The sequence below is a fragment of the Vibrio aphrogenes genome, assembly GCF_002157735.2.
Classification (GTDB): Bacteria; Pseudomonadota; Gammaproteobacteria; order Enterobacterales; family Vibrionaceae; genus Vibrio; species Vibrio aphrogenes.
Map to the genome: position 1 here is coordinate 2,345,299 of NZ_AP018689.1, position 16,976 is coordinate 2,362,274.

General features: G+C 42.6%; 12 protein-coding genes. 6 read left to right on the top strand and 6 right to left on the bottom strand.

Annotation, left to right across the window (positions count from 1 at the left end; genetic code table 11):
- Positions 1-697: 697 nt before the first annotated feature.
- The 4 genes from polA to recQ form a co-directional block, all read right to left on the bottom strand.
- A complete protein-coding gene (polA, locus tag VCA1004_RS10640; protein WP_086981732.1) occupies positions 698-3,517 on the bottom strand; it encodes a DNA polymerase I in 2,820 nt (939 codons plus the stop codon).
- Between the two features lie 938 nt (positions 3,518-4,455).
- Positions 4,456-5,166, bottom strand: a complete 711-nt coding sequence (locus VCA1004_RS10645; RefSeq protein WP_086981733.1) for a 7-cyano-7-deazaguanine/7-aminomethyl-7-deazaguanine transporter — start codon at positions 5,164-5,166, stop codon at positions 4,456-4,458.
- A gap of 185 nt (positions 5,167-5,351) precedes the next feature.
- Positions 5,352-5,657, bottom strand: coding sequence for a DUF3630 family protein (locus VCA1004_RS10650; RefSeq protein WP_086981734.1), 306 nt, complete (start codon positions 5,655-5,657; stop codon positions 5,352-5,354).
- A gap of 2 nt (positions 5,658-5,659) precedes the next feature.
- On the bottom strand, positions 5,660-7,501 hold the full coding sequence (gene recQ, locus VCA1004_RS10655; protein ID WP_086981735.1) for an ATP-dependent DNA helicase RecQ: 1,842 nt from the start codon (positions 7,499-7,501) through the stop codon (positions 5,660-5,662).
- A gap of 199 nt (positions 7,502-7,700) precedes the next feature.
- Between recQ and rarD the strand changes: the two genes are divergently transcribed.
- A complete protein-coding gene (rarD, locus tag VCA1004_RS10660) occupies positions 7,701-8,624 on the top strand; it encodes an EamA family transporter RarD (protein ID WP_086981736.1) in 924 nt (307 codons plus the stop codon).
- A gap of 955 nt (positions 8,625-9,579) precedes the next feature.
- Here rarD and VCA1004_RS10670 read toward each other — a convergent pair.
- On the bottom strand, positions 9,580-10,116 hold the full coding sequence (locus tag VCA1004_RS10670; RefSeq protein WP_086981737.1) for a CpxP family protein: 537 nt from the start codon (positions 10,114-10,116) through the stop codon (positions 9,580-9,582).
- 210 nt (positions 10,117-10,326) lie between these two features.
- On the opposite strand from VCA1004_RS10670, the gene VCA1004_RS10675 reads away from it, so the two are divergent.
- From VCA1004_RS10675 to trmL, 3 genes are all read left to right on the top strand, one after another.
- Entirely contained in the window at positions 10,327-11,007 is a 681-nt protein-coding gene (locus VCA1004_RS10675) for a response regulator (protein ID WP_086981738.1), read from the top strand.
- The gene (gene cpxA, locus VCA1004_RS10680) at positions 11,007-12,386 is read left to right on the top strand and encodes an envelope stress sensor histidine kinase CpxA (protein ID WP_086981739.1); all 1,380 of its coding nucleotides are present in this window, start codon (positions 11,007-11,009) and stop codon (positions 12,384-12,386) included. Before VCA1004_RS10675 ends, cpxA begins: the two co-directional genes overlap by 1 nt.
- A gap of 75 nt (positions 12,387-12,461) precedes the next feature.
- Positions 12,462-12,941 carry a tRNA (uridine(34)/cytosine(34)/5-carboxymethylaminomethyluridine(34)-2'-O)-methyltransferase TrmL gene (gene trmL, locus VCA1004_RS10685; protein ID WP_086981740.1) on the top strand — a complete coding sequence of 160 codons (480 nt, stop codon included), beginning with the start codon at positions 12,462-12,464 and terminating at the stop codon, positions 12,939-12,941.
- Positions 12,942-13,243: 302 nt separating this feature from the next.
- On the opposite strand, the gene VCA1004_RS10690 is transcribed toward trmL, so the two are convergent.
- Entirely contained in the window at positions 13,244-13,732 is a 489-nt protein-coding gene (locus tag VCA1004_RS10690) for an FxsA family protein (protein WP_086984581.1), read from the bottom strand.
- Between the two features lie 303 nt (positions 13,733-14,035).
- Between VCA1004_RS10690 and aspA the strand changes: the two genes are divergently transcribed.
- Positions 14,036-15,481, top strand: a complete 1,446-nt coding sequence (gene aspA, locus VCA1004_RS10695) for an aspartate ammonia-lyase (protein ID WP_086981741.1) — start codon at positions 14,036-14,038, stop codon at positions 15,479-15,481.
- Between the two features lie 147 nt (positions 15,482-15,628).
- Positions 15,629-16,927 carry an anaerobic C4-dicarboxylate transporter gene (locus VCA1004_RS10700; RefSeq protein WP_086981742.1) on the top strand — a complete coding sequence of 433 codons (1,299 nt, stop codon included), beginning with the start codon at positions 15,629-15,631 and terminating at the stop codon, positions 16,925-16,927.
- Positions 16,928-16,976 lie beyond the last annotated feature (49 nt).

Sequence of the window (16,976 nt, forward strand, 5' to 3'; positions counted from 1 at the left end):
ACAATCGGAGAGAAATGGAGGTTTCACTTTTTTCTAATTAATGTTTTTTAAGCATTGACGATGATAACCAAAAACTCAAATATTTCATTAACCTCATCTTCTTGCCACTCCGGCAATCTCATCTCATTGCGACCAAATCCACTCCCGATTACAAACGCATTACAGAAAAATCGCGTACCAGTTCACAAGCTTGTTTTTAAGCTTGAATGAATCGGTTTATAACTGGCGATTACAGGACTATTTTTTTCGTTATTTTACAACAGGGTCATAAAAGACAACTCTAACAAGCACAACTTGCTGATCAAAGCTGAAATAAAAGCGGGGTTGATTGTGAGAAAAGGATAGCTAAAAAAGAAGTGACTTTAATTTAAAATCAATAAGTTAAACTGGTTATTGGTTTTTATTTTTCCCAATAAAAAACGCCCCAGTCAAAAACTGACTGGGGCGGCTGAAACAGCCTAATCCAATAACGTGAAACAAAAGGTCTAAAAGATAGAACATCTTACCTCTGTACCCTACGCCTCTTAATTTACCGGAAATGATACTTAGATCAAGTTTTTTTTGTTCTTTATTTACACATTTTTTATGAAAATAACGAATTGGCAAATGAAATCAAAACTTTATTTATCATAAAAAAAAGCCACCCCTTAAGGTGACTTCTCGTTATCCGCAGCTGAGGTTAATGATACCAATCGTATTAATGCGCTTGATCCCAGTTATCACCATGACCAAATTCCGCCACTAAAGGCACATTGAGTTCTGCGGCCGATTCCATCAAAGACTGTATTTTTATTTCAATACGCGCTAATTCACTTTCTTTAACTTCAAAAACCAATTCATCGTGTACTTGCATAAGCAATTTCACTTCATCGTTACCTTCGGCTTGAATCCATTCATCAACAATCAACATCGCCTTCTTAATAATATCGGCAGCGGTACCTTGCATTGGGGCGTTGATGGCAGCACGTTCAGCGCCTTTACGACGCATGCCATTGCTCGACTTAATTTCAGGCAAATGCAAACGACGGCCAAAGAGCGTTTCTACATAACCTTGTTCCGTTGCTTTCGCGCGAGTGTCTTCCATATATTGCATTACACCTGGATAACGCTCAAAGTACACATCCATATACTGCTGCGCTTCCCCACGAGGAATACCCAGTTGCTTGGCAAGACCAAAGGCGCTCATGCCATAAATCAAACCAAAGTTAACGGCTTTAGCACGGCGACGCTGCTCCGAGGTTACTTGCTCAATACTGCAACCCATAACTTCGGCTGCGGTTGCTGAGTGAATATCTTTACCTTGCGCAAAAGCTTCTAATAAGGCTTTATCCCCTGATAGGTGCGCCATGATCCGCAGTTCAATTTGAGAGTAATCGACGGCCAAAATTTTCCAACCATGTGGCGCAACAAATGCTTGGCGAATACGACGCCCTTCTTCATTACGAATAGGAATATTCTGTAAGTTTGGATCGGTAGAAGACAAACGTCCGGTCGCCGTCACCGCTTGATGATAAGAGGTATGCACTCGACCCGTTTGTGGGTTGATCATTTTAGGCAATTTATCTGTGTAGGTTGATTTTAACTTAGCCAACCCACGGTTTTCTAAAATCAATTTAGGTAACGGGTAATCCAACGCTAATTCTTGCAACACTTCTTCATTGGTAGAAGGTGCGCCCGAGGCGGTTTTCTTCACTACTGGAAGGCCCATTTTTTCAAATAAAATTGCCTGTAATTGCTTCGGTGAATTGAGGTTAAATTCTTGCTCTGCGATTTCGAATGCCTTGGCTTTTAGCTCTTCTAAGCGCGCTTCAATTTCTTTTGATTGCGCATTTAGCAGCATATCGTCAATCATCACGCCAGTACGTTCAATGCGAGATAACACCGGAACTAAAGGCACTTCAATATCTTGATAAATTGATTTTAACCCTGCATCTTGCTCTAACGCTGCTTGCAAACGATTATGCAAACGCAAAGTCACATCCGCATCTTCTGCCGCATAAGGACCCGCCTCATTAATATCAAGTTGGTTAAAGGTCAGTTGATTTTTCCCTTTCCCCGCCAATGACTCAAAAGAGATGCAGTTATGTTGTAAAAAGCGGAATGCTAAGCTGTCCATATCATGCTTACCACCGACGCTATTAAAGACATAAGAAGCTAGCATGGTATCAAACTTGATCCCTTTCATATCGATATCATAACGAGCTAAAACGCTGGCATCGTATTTCAGGTTTTGGCCCACTTTAGCTTGTTGCTCATCTTCTAAAATCGGTTTGAGTTGGGCCAGTACCCAATCACGGTCAAGCTGAGCTGGAGCATCTAAATAATCATGAGCGACTGGAACATACGCCGCTTTGCCTTCTTCCACCGCAAAAGATAAGCCGACTAAGTTCGCTTCCATGTAATTTAAGCTGTCGGTTTCGGTATCAAATGCAAATACCTCTGAAGCTTTCAGTGTATCTAACCAGGCATTAAAGGTGTCTTTATCAAAGATGATTTCATACTGGCTACGATCAATATTGGCTGGGCTCATATCCACTTGCAATGCATCGGCCGTTGTCGCCGATTTCGTCGTCTCTGCACGTTGTTCGGCTTTCACTTGAGCTAAACCATCAACTGCGGCAATGGTGCCATCTGCGCCTTCTAACAATTCATTTAGCCAAGATTTAAAGGTTAATTCACCAAACAACTTCATCAGTTCATCTTTGTTTGGCTCAGCTTTGCATAAGTCACTTGGCTGACACTCAAGCTCAACGTCTAATTTAATAGTGGCCAGTTGATAAGACAGCTCGGCATTTTCTCGGTTATCTTGCAGCTTTTTAGCCATGGTTTTCGCACCACGGAAGGATAAATCGGCAATCTTATCAAGATTTTGATAGATGGTTTCAAGATTACCTAAGCCTTGCAGTAACGCGACCGCCGTTTTGTTACCTACCCCAGGCACACCTGGAATGTTATCCACTTTATCGCCCATTAAGGCTAAGTAATCGATGATAAGCTCTGGTGGTAATTCAAATTTATCAATCACGCCTTGGCGATCCATCACCACGTTGGTCATGGTGTTAATTAAGGTGACGTGCTCATCCACCAATTGCGCCATATCTTTATCGCCCGTACTGATTAACACCGGCATGCCTTGCTTTGAAGCTTGTGACGCTAAGGTGCCAATCACATCATCGGCTTCCACACCTGGCACACAAATCAGTGGCAACCCCATAGCTCGAATGATGTTGTGTAGCGGTTCAATTTGATCGCGTAATTCTTGCGGCATCGATGGACGGTTCGCTTTATAGTCAGCATACATCTCGTCGCGGAAGGTTTTTCCTTTGGCATCAAACACCACAGCAATGCGCTCAGAAGCAAACTGTTTCATCATACTGCGTAGCATATTCACTACACCGTACACTGCATTGGTTTGAATATTGCCATTATTCATACTTTCAGGATAAGCATGAAAAGCGCGATATAAATAAGAAGATCCATCAATAAGAATCAATGAGTTGTCAGCAATTGTTGCCATAATGTCTAATACCTAAGCTAAGGAGAACCTATGATCTGCCTAGGATGCCACGTCTGGCTTTTTGAATCTATTCATAACTGGCAAGATTCCGTTGAACCTTCTGTGGATAACTTTGTTGTTAACTTTTTCAATAAAAAAAATAAAAAATCAAGATCATTATCATAAAAATAAACAATACTTTTAAAAACAATAAGATAGCAAATAAAGGATCATGCGAGACAAAATGTGGCAGGTAAGATCTTTTGTGGAAAACAATTAATAACAGGGGATCTTTCGTTAAAAATGATAATGAGAAGTTAATAATTCGGTGCAGGATAAAAAGAAAGCGACACCGAATCGATGTCGCTTAGCAAAATATGGTGAGATGTAAAACAAGTTCACCTACCATGAAAGCTTAAATACACTGGAAGCAATGTGAGCAATGTCGTGTCTTAAAGAAGCGAAGAATACAGTGCTTAACAAGATATTCTTTTTCCCTTCGACACGGTTAATAATAATCATTCTCATTGAATGTTCAAGCCCTAAATGAGAAAAAATATCATTTATTTTAGAAAAAAGTGAAGAGTTTAAATTAAGGTTTTGATTTTTATTATTATTTTATCTTTGGGTTCTAGATGGCATTTTATCGTTGCTCGGGGTTCGGGCGCTACGCTGCTCGTAACTCGAAAAAGAAAATAGGTTTCTAGTTAAAAGTAGCTGCTTTCTAGGAAAGGGAGTTTCGTTACTCGGAAAGGATTGAGTTCGTGATAAAAAATCATCATCCTGAAAGCGACGAAGGAGCGCAGTTCAGGATCTCCCACCACGGTTTGAGTCTAATATGTGGTAGGAGATTCGATATAAAAGAAAGCTCGTGGCTTGAAACAGAATAAGACGAGGTACGCTTGCTTTTTCGCTTTTCCAAGAAACAAGAAGCGCAGCGCCCGAGCAACGAATCACGCTTACGCTTTCACTTCCTGTTGAGAGGAAATTTCGGCTACCGTGGTTAACTTCTTCATCAGGTAATTAAGCAGCACGCCGTACATAGGCACAAACAAGCCTAAGCTGATAATCAGTTTTACGCTGTAATCCACTAAAGCAATTTCGGTCCAGTGCTCCGCCATAAATGGGTCACTGCTCATGTAAAAAGCAATCGAGAAGAATGCGATCGTATCAAGTGCATTACCAAATAAGGTTGAACAAGTTGGAGCTACCCACCATTGTTTCAATTGGCGCAGACGATTAAACACATGCACATCCATGATTTGACCTAACAAATAAGCCATAAAGCTGGCGATGGCAATCCGAGCAACAAATAAATTAAATACGCTTAATTGGTTAAAGCCTTGGAATGTCCCTTCAAAGAACACCACAGACAACAGATAAGAAATCGCTAAAGCAGGCAACATGACCCAGAAGATAATTTTACGCGCCATGCCCGCACCAAAAATACGTACCGTTAAATCCGTCGCTAAAAAGATAAATGGAAAAGTAAATGCGCCCCAAGTGGTATGTAAACCAAACAGAGTAAAAGGGATTTGAACTAAGTAGTTACTAGATGCGATCACGATCAAGTGAAAGATCACCAACCAAAACAAGGCCTTATTTTGTTGTGGTCGAGTATATTGAACAGACGATAATGCCGCCTGCGGAGCAGAATTTAAATGAGTCATATTGTGACCTTTTTTTAATGTATGGGGGCGAGGGAACCCATAATGACGTAAGTTTTATGTCTGATTTTATACTGAGTTGATGACAACTCGCTTATTGACTTCGCAGTCAGCTAAACATCAGAGGTGGGCGATTATACAGATATGTCGAGTCACTTCAACTGTGCATTTTTAGCGCAAAAATAGCACTAGCCTATCCCTAAAGAACATAATTTCGCTAAATACTGCAGCTCTTCGTTACCTTCTTGTGGCGACAAGGTTTCTATCCACATCGTTTCTGAATAGTGCTCACCACGCAAAAAGAGTGGGCAACCTTCAAAATCAATTAACCACGAATGTAAATCCGCATCGGTTTGCTGCTCTGTCACTGTGGCCGATAATAAATTCACCAAAGGCTTAGCCACCTCAGAAAAAGAATCAAAATCAAAGCTAGGATGAGTCAAAATAAGGCGGCCGGCTTGTACATCAAATTCTTTTAAACCATACATCGACATGATTATATTTCACCTAATGTTAGGTGCTCCTGAATCAAATCTAAAAAGGCATCGGCATACTTTTCTAACTTACGCTGGCCGACACCATTAACTGCCAACATTTCGCCATAAGAAGTCGGTAAAATATCGGCCATATCCACCAAGGTCGCATCACTGAACACCACATAAGGTGGTAAACCGTCTTCATCGGCAATCGCTTTACGCAGTTTACGCAATTTGGCAAAGAGCTTTTTATCGTAATTTTTAGTCACCAGTTTGTCGTTTTTGGCTGCTCGAGCCGCCGTATCCAAGCGTGGCACCGCCAGTTCTATGCTCATATCCCCACGCAATAAGGGGCGAGCTTCTTCGGTCAATTGTAAAGTGGAATTACGTGTGATGTTTTGCGTCAATAATCCTTTATGAATCAACTGACGCATGATGCTCACCCAGTAATCATGGCTGTGTTCCTTGCCAATGCCATAGGTGCTGATTTTATCGTGACCATTATCTCGCACACGGATATTTTGCATGCCACGTAGCACTTCCACCACATAACCGACACCATAACTTTGATTTACCCGATACACGCAGGATAACGCTTTTTGCGCCGCTTCCGTGCCATCAAAATGCTTGGGTGGATCTAAACAAATATCGCAGTTCCCACAAGGCTTATGGCTGTATTCACCAAAATAATTCAACAGCACTTGGCGGCGACAAGTTTGCGCTTCAGCAAACGCATTCATCGCATTGAGCTTATGGGTTTCCACTTGTTTTTGTGGTCCTTCTTCTTTTTCATCCAGCATGCGACGCAGCCACCCCATATCCGCAGGGTCATATAGCATGACGGCTTCGGCTGGCAAACCATCACGCCCCGCGCGGCCTGTTTCTTGGTAATATGATTCAATGTTTCTTGGAATATCAAAATGCAGCACAAAGCGTACGTTGGGTTTGTTGATCCCCATGCCAAAGGCGACGGTCGCCACCACGATTTGTATATCGTCTTTTTGAAACGCTTCTTGCACATACGCCCGTTCATCATTATCCATACCAGCATGATAGCCAGCGGCACGAATGTGGTTATTACACAGCTTCTCCGTCACCATTTCGACTTTTTTGCGGCTACCGCAATAGATGATCCCACATTGACCTTTTTGAGTGGCTAAATATCGGATCACTTGAGAAATTGGTTTGTGCTTTTCAAGCAAGGTATAACGAATATTAGGCCGATCAAAACTGCCAAGATATTCAAATGGTTGGTTTAAATTCAGACGAGCAATGATGTCTTTGCGAGTCGCATCATCGGCGGTTGCGGTTAGGGCCATCACCGGAACATGTGGAAAACGTTGCTTAATTTGTCCGAGTTGAGCATATTCCGGGCGGAAGTCATGCCCCCATTGAGAAATACAATGCGCTTCATCGACGGCGATCATACTGATGGATAAATGCTCCAAGCGCTCACTAAAATCACGACTGAGAATGCGTTCAGGTGAGATATACACCATTTTAAGTTGGCCGCTATTCATGCGGTTATACACACGGATCAAGTCTTCTCTTGGCATACTGGAATTGATGCATTCCGCTGCTACACCATTCGCTTTTAGCTGATCCACCTGATCTTTCATGAGCGAAATTAAAGGAGAAATGACAATGGTTAGCCCCGGCAATAATAATGCAGGCACTTGATAACACAATGATTTACCGCCACCAGTTGGCATGATGACCAAGCTATCTTGGTTTTGCAACACACTGTCGATGACCGGTTGTTGGCCCACACGAAAATCCTGATAACCGAATACCTCACGCAGGATTTGCGCCGGAGTGGCTATCGATGGCGTCAATGTTTGTGCTGCTTCAGTGGAAAACATGTCATCTCAATGTGGTTAAAGGGCGCGAAAAAATAGCCGCCCATTGTATACCCAAGTCACCTTAAGATGCGAGTTTCAACGAGAATAAAACCCTAGTTAGAAATCGAATCCCTTAACGATATTCAGTGAATTTATTAGCTAAATCATAGCGAGAATTTTATACTCGGCTCTTGTTAAACCAATTAAAAAGAAATCCTTCATGGAAGATGAATTAAAGCGTACTCAACAAGGCGTATTATTCGCCGTTCTTGCTTATGTGATGTGGGGAATTGCCCCAATTTATTTTAAAGCCTTAGGTGAAGTCCCCCCGTTTGAGATTCTTTGCCATCGCATCATTTGGTCTTTTGGTTTCCTCGCGGCACTGCTATACGTCACCAAAGGCTGGCCTAGAGTGAAAGCTACTCTAACCAATAAGACTCAAGTACTGTATTTACTCGTTACTTCAATTACTATTGGCGCTAATTGGCTGGTGTTTATTTGGGCCATCAGCATCGGTCACATGCTGGATGCCAGTTTAGGTTACTACATTAACCCCTTGTTTAATGTCGTGCTGGGGATGCTGTTTTTAAATGAAAAACTAAGAAGATTGCAGTGGGTTGCAGTCGCTCTAGCCACCGCTGGCGTGATCGTGCAACTGGTGGTCTTTGGTTCGGTACCAATTATTGCGATTCTCCTTGCCACCACTTTTGGTCTCTATGGTTTATTACGTAAAAAAGTCAATTTAGACGCCTTCACCGGGCTATTTATTGAAACCTTAGTATTATTACCGGTCGCCATGCTGTATTTGTTGTTCTTGGCAGACAGCGCCACCAGCCATTTGACCAGCAATCCAATGACCTTAAACCTCCTGCTAATCTCCGCGGGCATCGTGACGACATTGCCTTTACTTTGCTTTGCTGGCGCGGCCGTAAGGTTACGTTTAGCCACTCTTGGTTTTATCCAATACATTGGCCCCAGTTTGATGTTCATACTGGCCGTCTTTGTTTATGGTGAAACTTTTAGTGCCGACAAAATCATCACTTTTGCCTGTATTTGGGCGGCGTTAATTGCGTTCACTTGGGATGGATTAAAAAATAATGCCAATAATAAAAAACGCTTGGCCCAGACAAACCAAACGCGCTAACCACTCACAAGTGTTTTTACGCTTACCGGTTGTCTTTCATCAATTTTTTCGGCAAGTTTTAAAGCTCACAAAGGCCATCTCGTGAGCTTTTTACTGCGATGACTCGCCTTTCTTATTTGCCTCCATAAGCTGTTTTATAATGATATTGATGACAGGCTAAAGAAAGCTTGCAGACTTCCTACCCACAGCGTGTAAGAGATCTCGCACAAATCATTAGGAAAATCCCTATATTTTAATAAGAAATAGCACTCAAAATAATCATAACCCTTTGAAAAATAACTAATCACGTGATTTTTTCATCATTTTTCATAAATTAAATTGAACTTACTCCATTGTCGATGTTCGGTTTATCGGTAATATTAACCCTGTCGGAAGGATGCTGACAGGAACAGGAAAGACCCAAGGATTGGTCATCTTCAGGAAGAAGATTTGGTTACTTAGGATGGGTAATCAGCATGGAGCGAATGGACATTGAATGGACGCAATCATTACTAGGATGGTAATGACTAAGGAAAGACAATGGACACCTCTGGATAGAGGCAAGGAACAAACATCAGGATGATGTAAGGGACACCGCTCAGGGAACAAGTGATGCGAGCTAATTAGGAACAATTAGCAGGCTAGGATAAGGCCAAGGACACCGCTAGGATGGCGATGAAAAGGAATACGCTGAAGGATACAGCACTGCTATCAAGGATTTGATGCATGGAGCACTTTATAGTAGCCGGATTGCTGCGAGTAAGACTATAACCCCGAAGGGCTTTGCCCTCGGGGTTTTTCTTTTTTATCTCTGACAAACGTTGCTCTCGTGGATAAACTTCATACCAATGACACTGAGTAGAGGGTGACACTCAGTAGATAGTCAGAAATGGTGTAGCAAAAGGCTTAAGCAAAAAGGCAGCTTTCGCTGCCTCTTCCTTACTCGCTGATGATGATATCAAGCATACTCATTATCTTATTTTGGCATCACATCACTATCGGCGGCTTTTTTATCCATACGATCTTTCATGTGTTCCCATTTTTCCATGCATTGTTGATGCTTTTCACCTTGTAGCTTAACAAATTCTTGTTTTTGCTCAGGGGTTAATACACTGAACATATCATGGCGTGATTTTTCCATTTTTACTTGGCCTTCAACACGTTGATCCGCCATTTTTTGTGCCAGTTTTTGAACCGCCGCTTGATCAAAATTATCAGCCATTACTAATTTTTGCATTTCCTGACGATCAATACGCATTTCTTGCATATTCGCTTTAAAACCCGTCTTCATCGCTTCGCGATCTTTTTGGCGCAATTCTTTTAATTGTGTTTTCTGTGCATCCGTCAAATCCAATTTTTTCCAGATACCACGCTCCATACCCATTCCACACTTACCATGCATAGGAGCTTTATCACCATGACCACCCATGCCTGCTGCTAGGGCAGACACTGAACCGAATGCTAAAGGAGCGGCTAATAATACTAGGGCACTTTTTTTGATTAATGATTTCATAATGTTCTACCTTTGTTTGGAGGTTAATTGCAGCCAACTTATTATCTGCTGCGCTTCAATGATGTTATTTAGAATAGAGGATGGAATGTAAAAGGGTGTATCGAGTACGTAAAACAATGTAAATCCGTGTCAGCGATGTCGTTTTTCTCTAAAAAACAGAGATAATGTTATCCTTAGATTACTCCTATCCTCCTTATAAGGCGGTTACTTATGACACATATTCTCTTAGTCGATGACGACACTGAATTAACAGCATTACTTGAAGATATCCTCACCTTAGAAGGTTTTACCGTTTCTCAAGCCAATGATGGGCAACAAGGGTTAGATGCCATTAATGCTGATATCGACCTTATTTTATTAGATATCATGATGCCGAAAATGAACGGAATGGAGATGCTCAAGCAATTAAGACAGCACTGGCAGACTCCGGTGTTGATGTTGACCGCCAAAGGCGAAGAAGTAGATCGCGTGATCGGCTTAGAACTCGGGGCCGATGACTATCTACCCAAACCGTTTAGTGATCGAGAGTTAATGGCACGCATCCGCGCAATTTTGCGTCGGACTCAGCCGCATAAACAAGAGGACGAGGAAGGATTGAGCCCACATGGTTTAAAACTCTTTCCGGGCAAACAAGAAGCCTATTACCACGAGCAGTTACTGGATTTGACCACTACGGAGTTTTCTCTATTACAGTATTTCTTGGAACATTTAGGACAATCGATCAGTAAAGAAGATCTCAGTTTAGAAGTTTTAGGTAAACGCCTCAGTCCTTTTGATCGCGCGATTGATATGCATGTCTCTAACCTACGTAAAAAATTATCAGAACACAGCGAGCTGAATTTAATCAAAACCTTACGTGGTAAAGGCTATTTAATGATTGAGGATCAATAATGAACCTGCCGAAGTTTTCTAGCTTATATGGCCGAATCTTTGCCATTTTTTGGCTGACGATGCTTTTGGTGCTCATTACCGTTCTAGCGGCTTCTCAACTTGACCCAAGACAGCTGCATGATGTCCCTGCAAACTCGTTGAAAGACTTGCAAAATCAAGCCCAAACCATCACCAGTAACTACCAAAATAGTTCATCCATCAGAGCTAGCATCAAACAAATTGAGCGTAGTAATGTCGATAGTGGCCGCTTAAATTATTATTTTAACGATACGGAAGGTCACTGGTTAAACCCACCCTCGGGCATGAGAGCGCGCGCCTTAAACAACTTCATTACTCAATCCGATAAGTCCAACTTTCCTCAGCAACGCCTTTATGGACGCTTGATGATTGCAGGCCCCTTACCGGTCGTGATTGCTCAACATGAACTGAACATGTACTTTGCTATTCGCTGGCATCAGCCGCCGCCCTTTTTATTACAACTGCTCGATCGACCTTTACAATTATTATTGGCGGTAATGCTCGCCAGCACCCCACTCTTACTCTGGCTTGCTTGGGCATTAAGTAAACCGGCCATGCGCTTAGAAAAGGCAGCGCAAAAAGTTGCTCGTGGCATCATTGAATTGGATCCCGAATTAGAAAAAGGCCCTAGCGAATTTAAACAAGCCGGTGCCAGTTTTAATCAAATGGTGATGGCGATTAATAACAAGATTTCTGAGCAGCAACGTTTATTGTCCAATATTTCACATGAATTACGCTCTCCCTTAACCCGGTTACGCATGGCTAACGCACTCGCAATTCGTAAACAAGGAGACAGCGCCGAACTTGCTCGCATTGATATGGAAGCCGAGCGCCTTGAATTGATGATCAATGAATTATTGGAATTATCGCGTCAGCAAATCGACTCACACCAAATACAGCAAAATCTCTCGGTCGCCGAATTGTGGGCGGAAACCATTGAAGATGGCAAATTTGAAGCCGAGCAACAAAAGAAAAGCCTCATTTGTAGCGCCATTCCCAAGGCCGTGATGACTGGCAATCCAAATTTATTGATCAGCGCGGTCGAGAACGTGATCCGCAATGCCATTCGTTATTGTGAGCATTCCGTATGGGTTGACTTTAAACAGGTCACTGTGAAGCAACAATCGAGTTTAATTATTACCATTGAAGATGATGGCCCTGGAGTCGACAAAGAAGAACTAGAAGCTATTTTCCGCCCCTTTTATCGAGTTTCAACCGCCAGAGAACGGCACAGTGGAGGAGCAGGCTTAGGACTGGCGATCACTCATAGCGTGATCACCCAACATAATGGACAAATCACCGCCCTGCGCAGTCAACACGGCGGGTTAGCCGTCCAAATTACCTTGCCTTTGGATTTGTAATTCAACCTCTAGGCGGTTGCTGCTATGATACTGGCTCCATTTTTATGACTCTATTACTGACTATGCAGGCTCATCATGTTTGATATTGCTTTATATGAACCCGAAATCGCGCCTAATACAGGCAACATCATTCGCTTATGCGCAAACTGTGGCGCTAACTTACATTTGATTGAGCCGCTGGGATTTGATTTAGAAGAAAAGAAAGTACGCCGAGCTGGGTTGGATTATCATGATCTTGCGCGAGTAAAGCGCCATAAAGATTACGCCGCCTTTTTAGAATACTTACGCCAACAACGTGGTGACAATTTCCGTATTTTTGCTTGTACCACTAAAACCACAGGCCATCATGTGGATGCTCAATATCAACCAGGCGATGTGTTATTATTTGGGCCAGAAACCCGAGGCTTGCCAGCTGATTTAATCAAGGCTTTACCGATGGAACAACGCATCCGTATTCCTATGATGCCTGAAAGCCGTAGCCTAAACTTGTCCAATGCGGTTGCTATTATTGCTTTTGAAGCGTGGCGACAAATGGGATTTGAAGGGGCGGTTTAAGAGTAAAGGGAACTAGGTTGCTGGTTCCTGGTCCCTAGGAGAAGCAAAAGACAAGAGCTAAGAAAAGAAAGAAACGAGACTCGAGGACGCTTCGCTCGAGAGCCGAAAAGCGCTTTTGTTGCGGGTGACGAGTTTCGGGTTGCGCGTAAGAGCGAAAGTATCATCGCTCAGATGAAGGACTCGGAGCGAAGCGTTCACGCATCTCGTTATCATCTTCTCACTCTTTCAAGCCACGAGCAGCAGAGCGCCCGAGTCACGAAATCCGAAAACGCTCTTCCTAGAAACTAGGGACTAGAAACCCTTTATTTATCTATCCTCTTATCTTCATCGGCTTGCTTTTCGAACTCGCCTTCAAAAATATCCCCTTGCTGATCATGTTCTGAGTTTTGGAATGGGTTATCACCATACTGACTATGGAAATGAGTCGATGACGCATTAACTTTCACGCGTTGCATTGCTTGTTGAGCTAACCAAGCACGGGGCGCAGGCAATAACACAATCATCCCCAATAAGTCAGTCATGAAGCCAGGAGTCAGTAGCAGCACCCCAGCGACGGCCAGCATGACGCCTTCAATAATCTGTTGCGCGGGTAATTCACCTTGTTGTAAACGAGATTGAACCGACATTACTGTCTGAATCCCTTGAGAGCGGACTAATGAGGCTCCGAAAAATGCCGTTAATAATACAATCGCAATTGTCGGCCACAGACCAATCACTCCACCGACTTGAATAAATAGCGCGATTTCAATGATCGGAACACAAATAAATAGAATCACAAGAATAGGAAACACAAACACCTCCAATAGTTATACCTTAGTGTAGGCTTTCCTCCTTTTTACCTCAAATTTTAACCATCTCAAAACGTAACCATCTTGGAAAAACAAACAACTAAGATACATTTCATTTGCAAATAGAGGGAATCTATTATTAAGATTTCAAGCAGGGCGAAAAACTTGATCTATGATCTATTTTTCTAACTCTAAAGGGGTATGATTACCGCCATACATAAAAGCAAGCCAGTCTGCAGTGAATGGATTCTAGCAACTGACCAAAGATTTTTTTTTATTAGCATTCATGCTTATAGGATCCATCCAATGACTACAGTAACTATTGATACACCTGTCCAACAATTCCGCATTGAAGAAGACTTATTGGGTACTCGTGAAGTACCAGCTGAAGCATATTACGGTATCCACACTGTACGTGCTGTAGAGAACTTCAATATCTCAACGGCCACTATTTCTGATGTACCAGAATTCGTTCGTGGCATGGTAATGACTAAAAAAGCCGCTGCACTTGCAAACAAAGAAATCGGCGTTTTACCAGCAGACATCAGTGATTACATCATTCAAGCTTGTGACGTTATCTTAACCACTGGCAAATGCATGGACCAATTCCCTTCTGACGTATTCCAAGGTGGCGCAGGCACTTCTGTGAACATGAATGCTAACGAAGTGATTGCCAACTTAGCACTAGAGCTAATGGGTAAAGAAAAAGGTCAATATGACTTCATCAACCCAAATGATCACGTCAATAAGAGCCAATCAACTAACTGTGCTTACCCTACTGGTTTCCGTGTAGCAGTTTACAATAGCATCATGAAAACTATTGATGCCGTAGAATACCTACGTGGTTCTTTAGATCTTAAGAGCACTGAGTTCGACACCGTTATTAAAATGGGTCGTACCCAACTTCAAGACGCCGTACCAATGACAGTGGGTCAAGAATTCCACGCTTGGTCTGTTACGTTAAAAGAAGAAGTGCGTAACCTACAATACATCTCAAAACTATTGCTTGAAGTGAACTTAGGCGCAACTGCTATCGGTACTGGCTTAAACGCAGCACCTGAATACCAAGCATTAGCCGTAAAACACCTATCAGAAGTGACTGGTCTTGAGTGTGTACCTGCCGAAGACTTAATCGAAGCAACCTCTGACTGTGGTGCTTACGTTATGGCACACGGCGCGCTAAAACGTCTTGCAGTTAAACTATCTAAAATCTGTAATGACTTACGTCTATTATCTTCTGGCCCTCGTGCTGGCTTAAATGAATTGAACCTACCTGAGCTACAAGCTGGTTCTTCAATCATGCCTGCAAAAGTAAACCCAGTAATCCCAGAAGTCGTTAACCAAGTGTGCTTTAAAGTACTAGGTAACGATACTGCTCTTTCTTTTGCAGCTGAAGGCGGTCAATTACAGTTGAACGTAATGGAACCTGTGATTGCACAATGTATGTTTGAATCACTAGAAATCCTGAAGAATGCTTGTGTTAACTTACGTGATAAATGCGTTGACGGCATCACAGTGAACAAAGAAGTGTGTGAAGCATACGTATTCAACTCTATCGGTATCGTCACTTACCTAAACCCATACATTGGCCACCACCAAGGTGACATCGTGGGTAAAATCTGTGCTGAAACTGGTAAGAGTGTACGTGAAATCGTTCTTGACCGTGGCTTGCTAACTGAAGAAGAACTTGACGAGATCTTCTCACCTGAAAACCTAATGCACCCACAATACAAAGCGAAACGTTACAACTAATCGTCGCTATCATTATAAAGAGGGAACGTTAAGCGTTCCCTCTCTTTTGAACGACACAAAGATTAACGTGAGATAGAGATGCCTACCCAACATTAGACGCATCTCTATTTCAGGTTAATTTTAAGAATATAAAAAAGGCGATATAACATGCTCATACAACTTTTTATTGTACTTCTCTTTATCTATCTCGGAGCCCGGATGGGTGGCATAGGCATAGGGTTTGCTGGCGGTGCTGGCGTGGTGGTACTAACCATGATTTTTGGTTTAGACGCTGGTACGATTCCAATTGATGTTATTTTGATCATCGCATCGGTGATCACAGCCATTGCTTCCATGCAAGTTGCTGGTGGTATGGACTGGTTAGTCACGTTAGCTGAACAATTTTTACGTAAGAATCCAAAACGTATCACCTTTTATGCGCCTATCGTAACTTACTTTATGACTTTATTAGCAGGGACAGGCCATACGGCGTTTTCAACCTTACCTGTTATTGCTGAAGTAGCTAAAGAACAAGGCGTTCGTCCTTCTCGTCCGCTTTCAATTGCTGTTATCGCTTCACAAATTGCGATTACCGCTTCTCCAATCTCAGCGGCCGTTGTTTACTTTGCCGGTTTGCTTGAACCTTTTGGCGTTAGCTATTTACACCTACTTCTTATTTGTATCCCAACCACTTTCCTTGCTTGTATGGTCGGTGCCTTTGTTGCCAACTTCATGGGTTGTGAACTAAAAGATGATGCGGTTTACCAAGAGAAAATGGCAAAAGGTCAAATTCAACTGAAAAAATCAAAACAAGTTGCTGCGACTGCAAGTGCCAAACTGTCCGTTTATATCTTTGCAATTGCGATTACGGTTGTAGTGATTTACGCCACGTTAATCAGTGATTCAATTGGGGTAATCACCAACCCTCACATTGACCGTAACCAAGCAATTATGGCGATCATGCTATCCGCAGCGGCTGCGATGGTGACCTTTTGTAAGCTGGATACCAACAAAATCACAACGGCGGCAACCTTCCGTTCTGGTATGAGTGCTTGTATCTGTGTACTTGGTGTTGCATGGCTTGGTGATACCTTTGTGTCTGCTCACTTAACTGAAATCAAAGAGTTTGCTGGTGACTTGCTACAACAATACCCTTGGATGTTGGCTATTACTCTATTCTTTGCTTCTATGTTGCTTTACTCACAAGGTGCAACAACCACAGCATTAATGCCAGCGGCGTTAGCGATTGGGGTTTCACCTCTAACGGCGATTGCTTCTTTCGCAGCTGTCAGCGCATTGTTTGTTCTACCAACCTACCCAACACTATTAGCAGCGGTAGAAATGGATGACACTGGCTCAACCCGTATTGGTAAATGGGTCTTTAACCACCCATTCATGATCCCAGGTGTGATCACGATTGCGACAGCCGTTGCTTTCGGTTTTGTATTTGGTGGCTTGATTCTTTAATGTTTCAATACACTGACTGATAAAAATAAAACGAGTCTTCGGGCTCGTT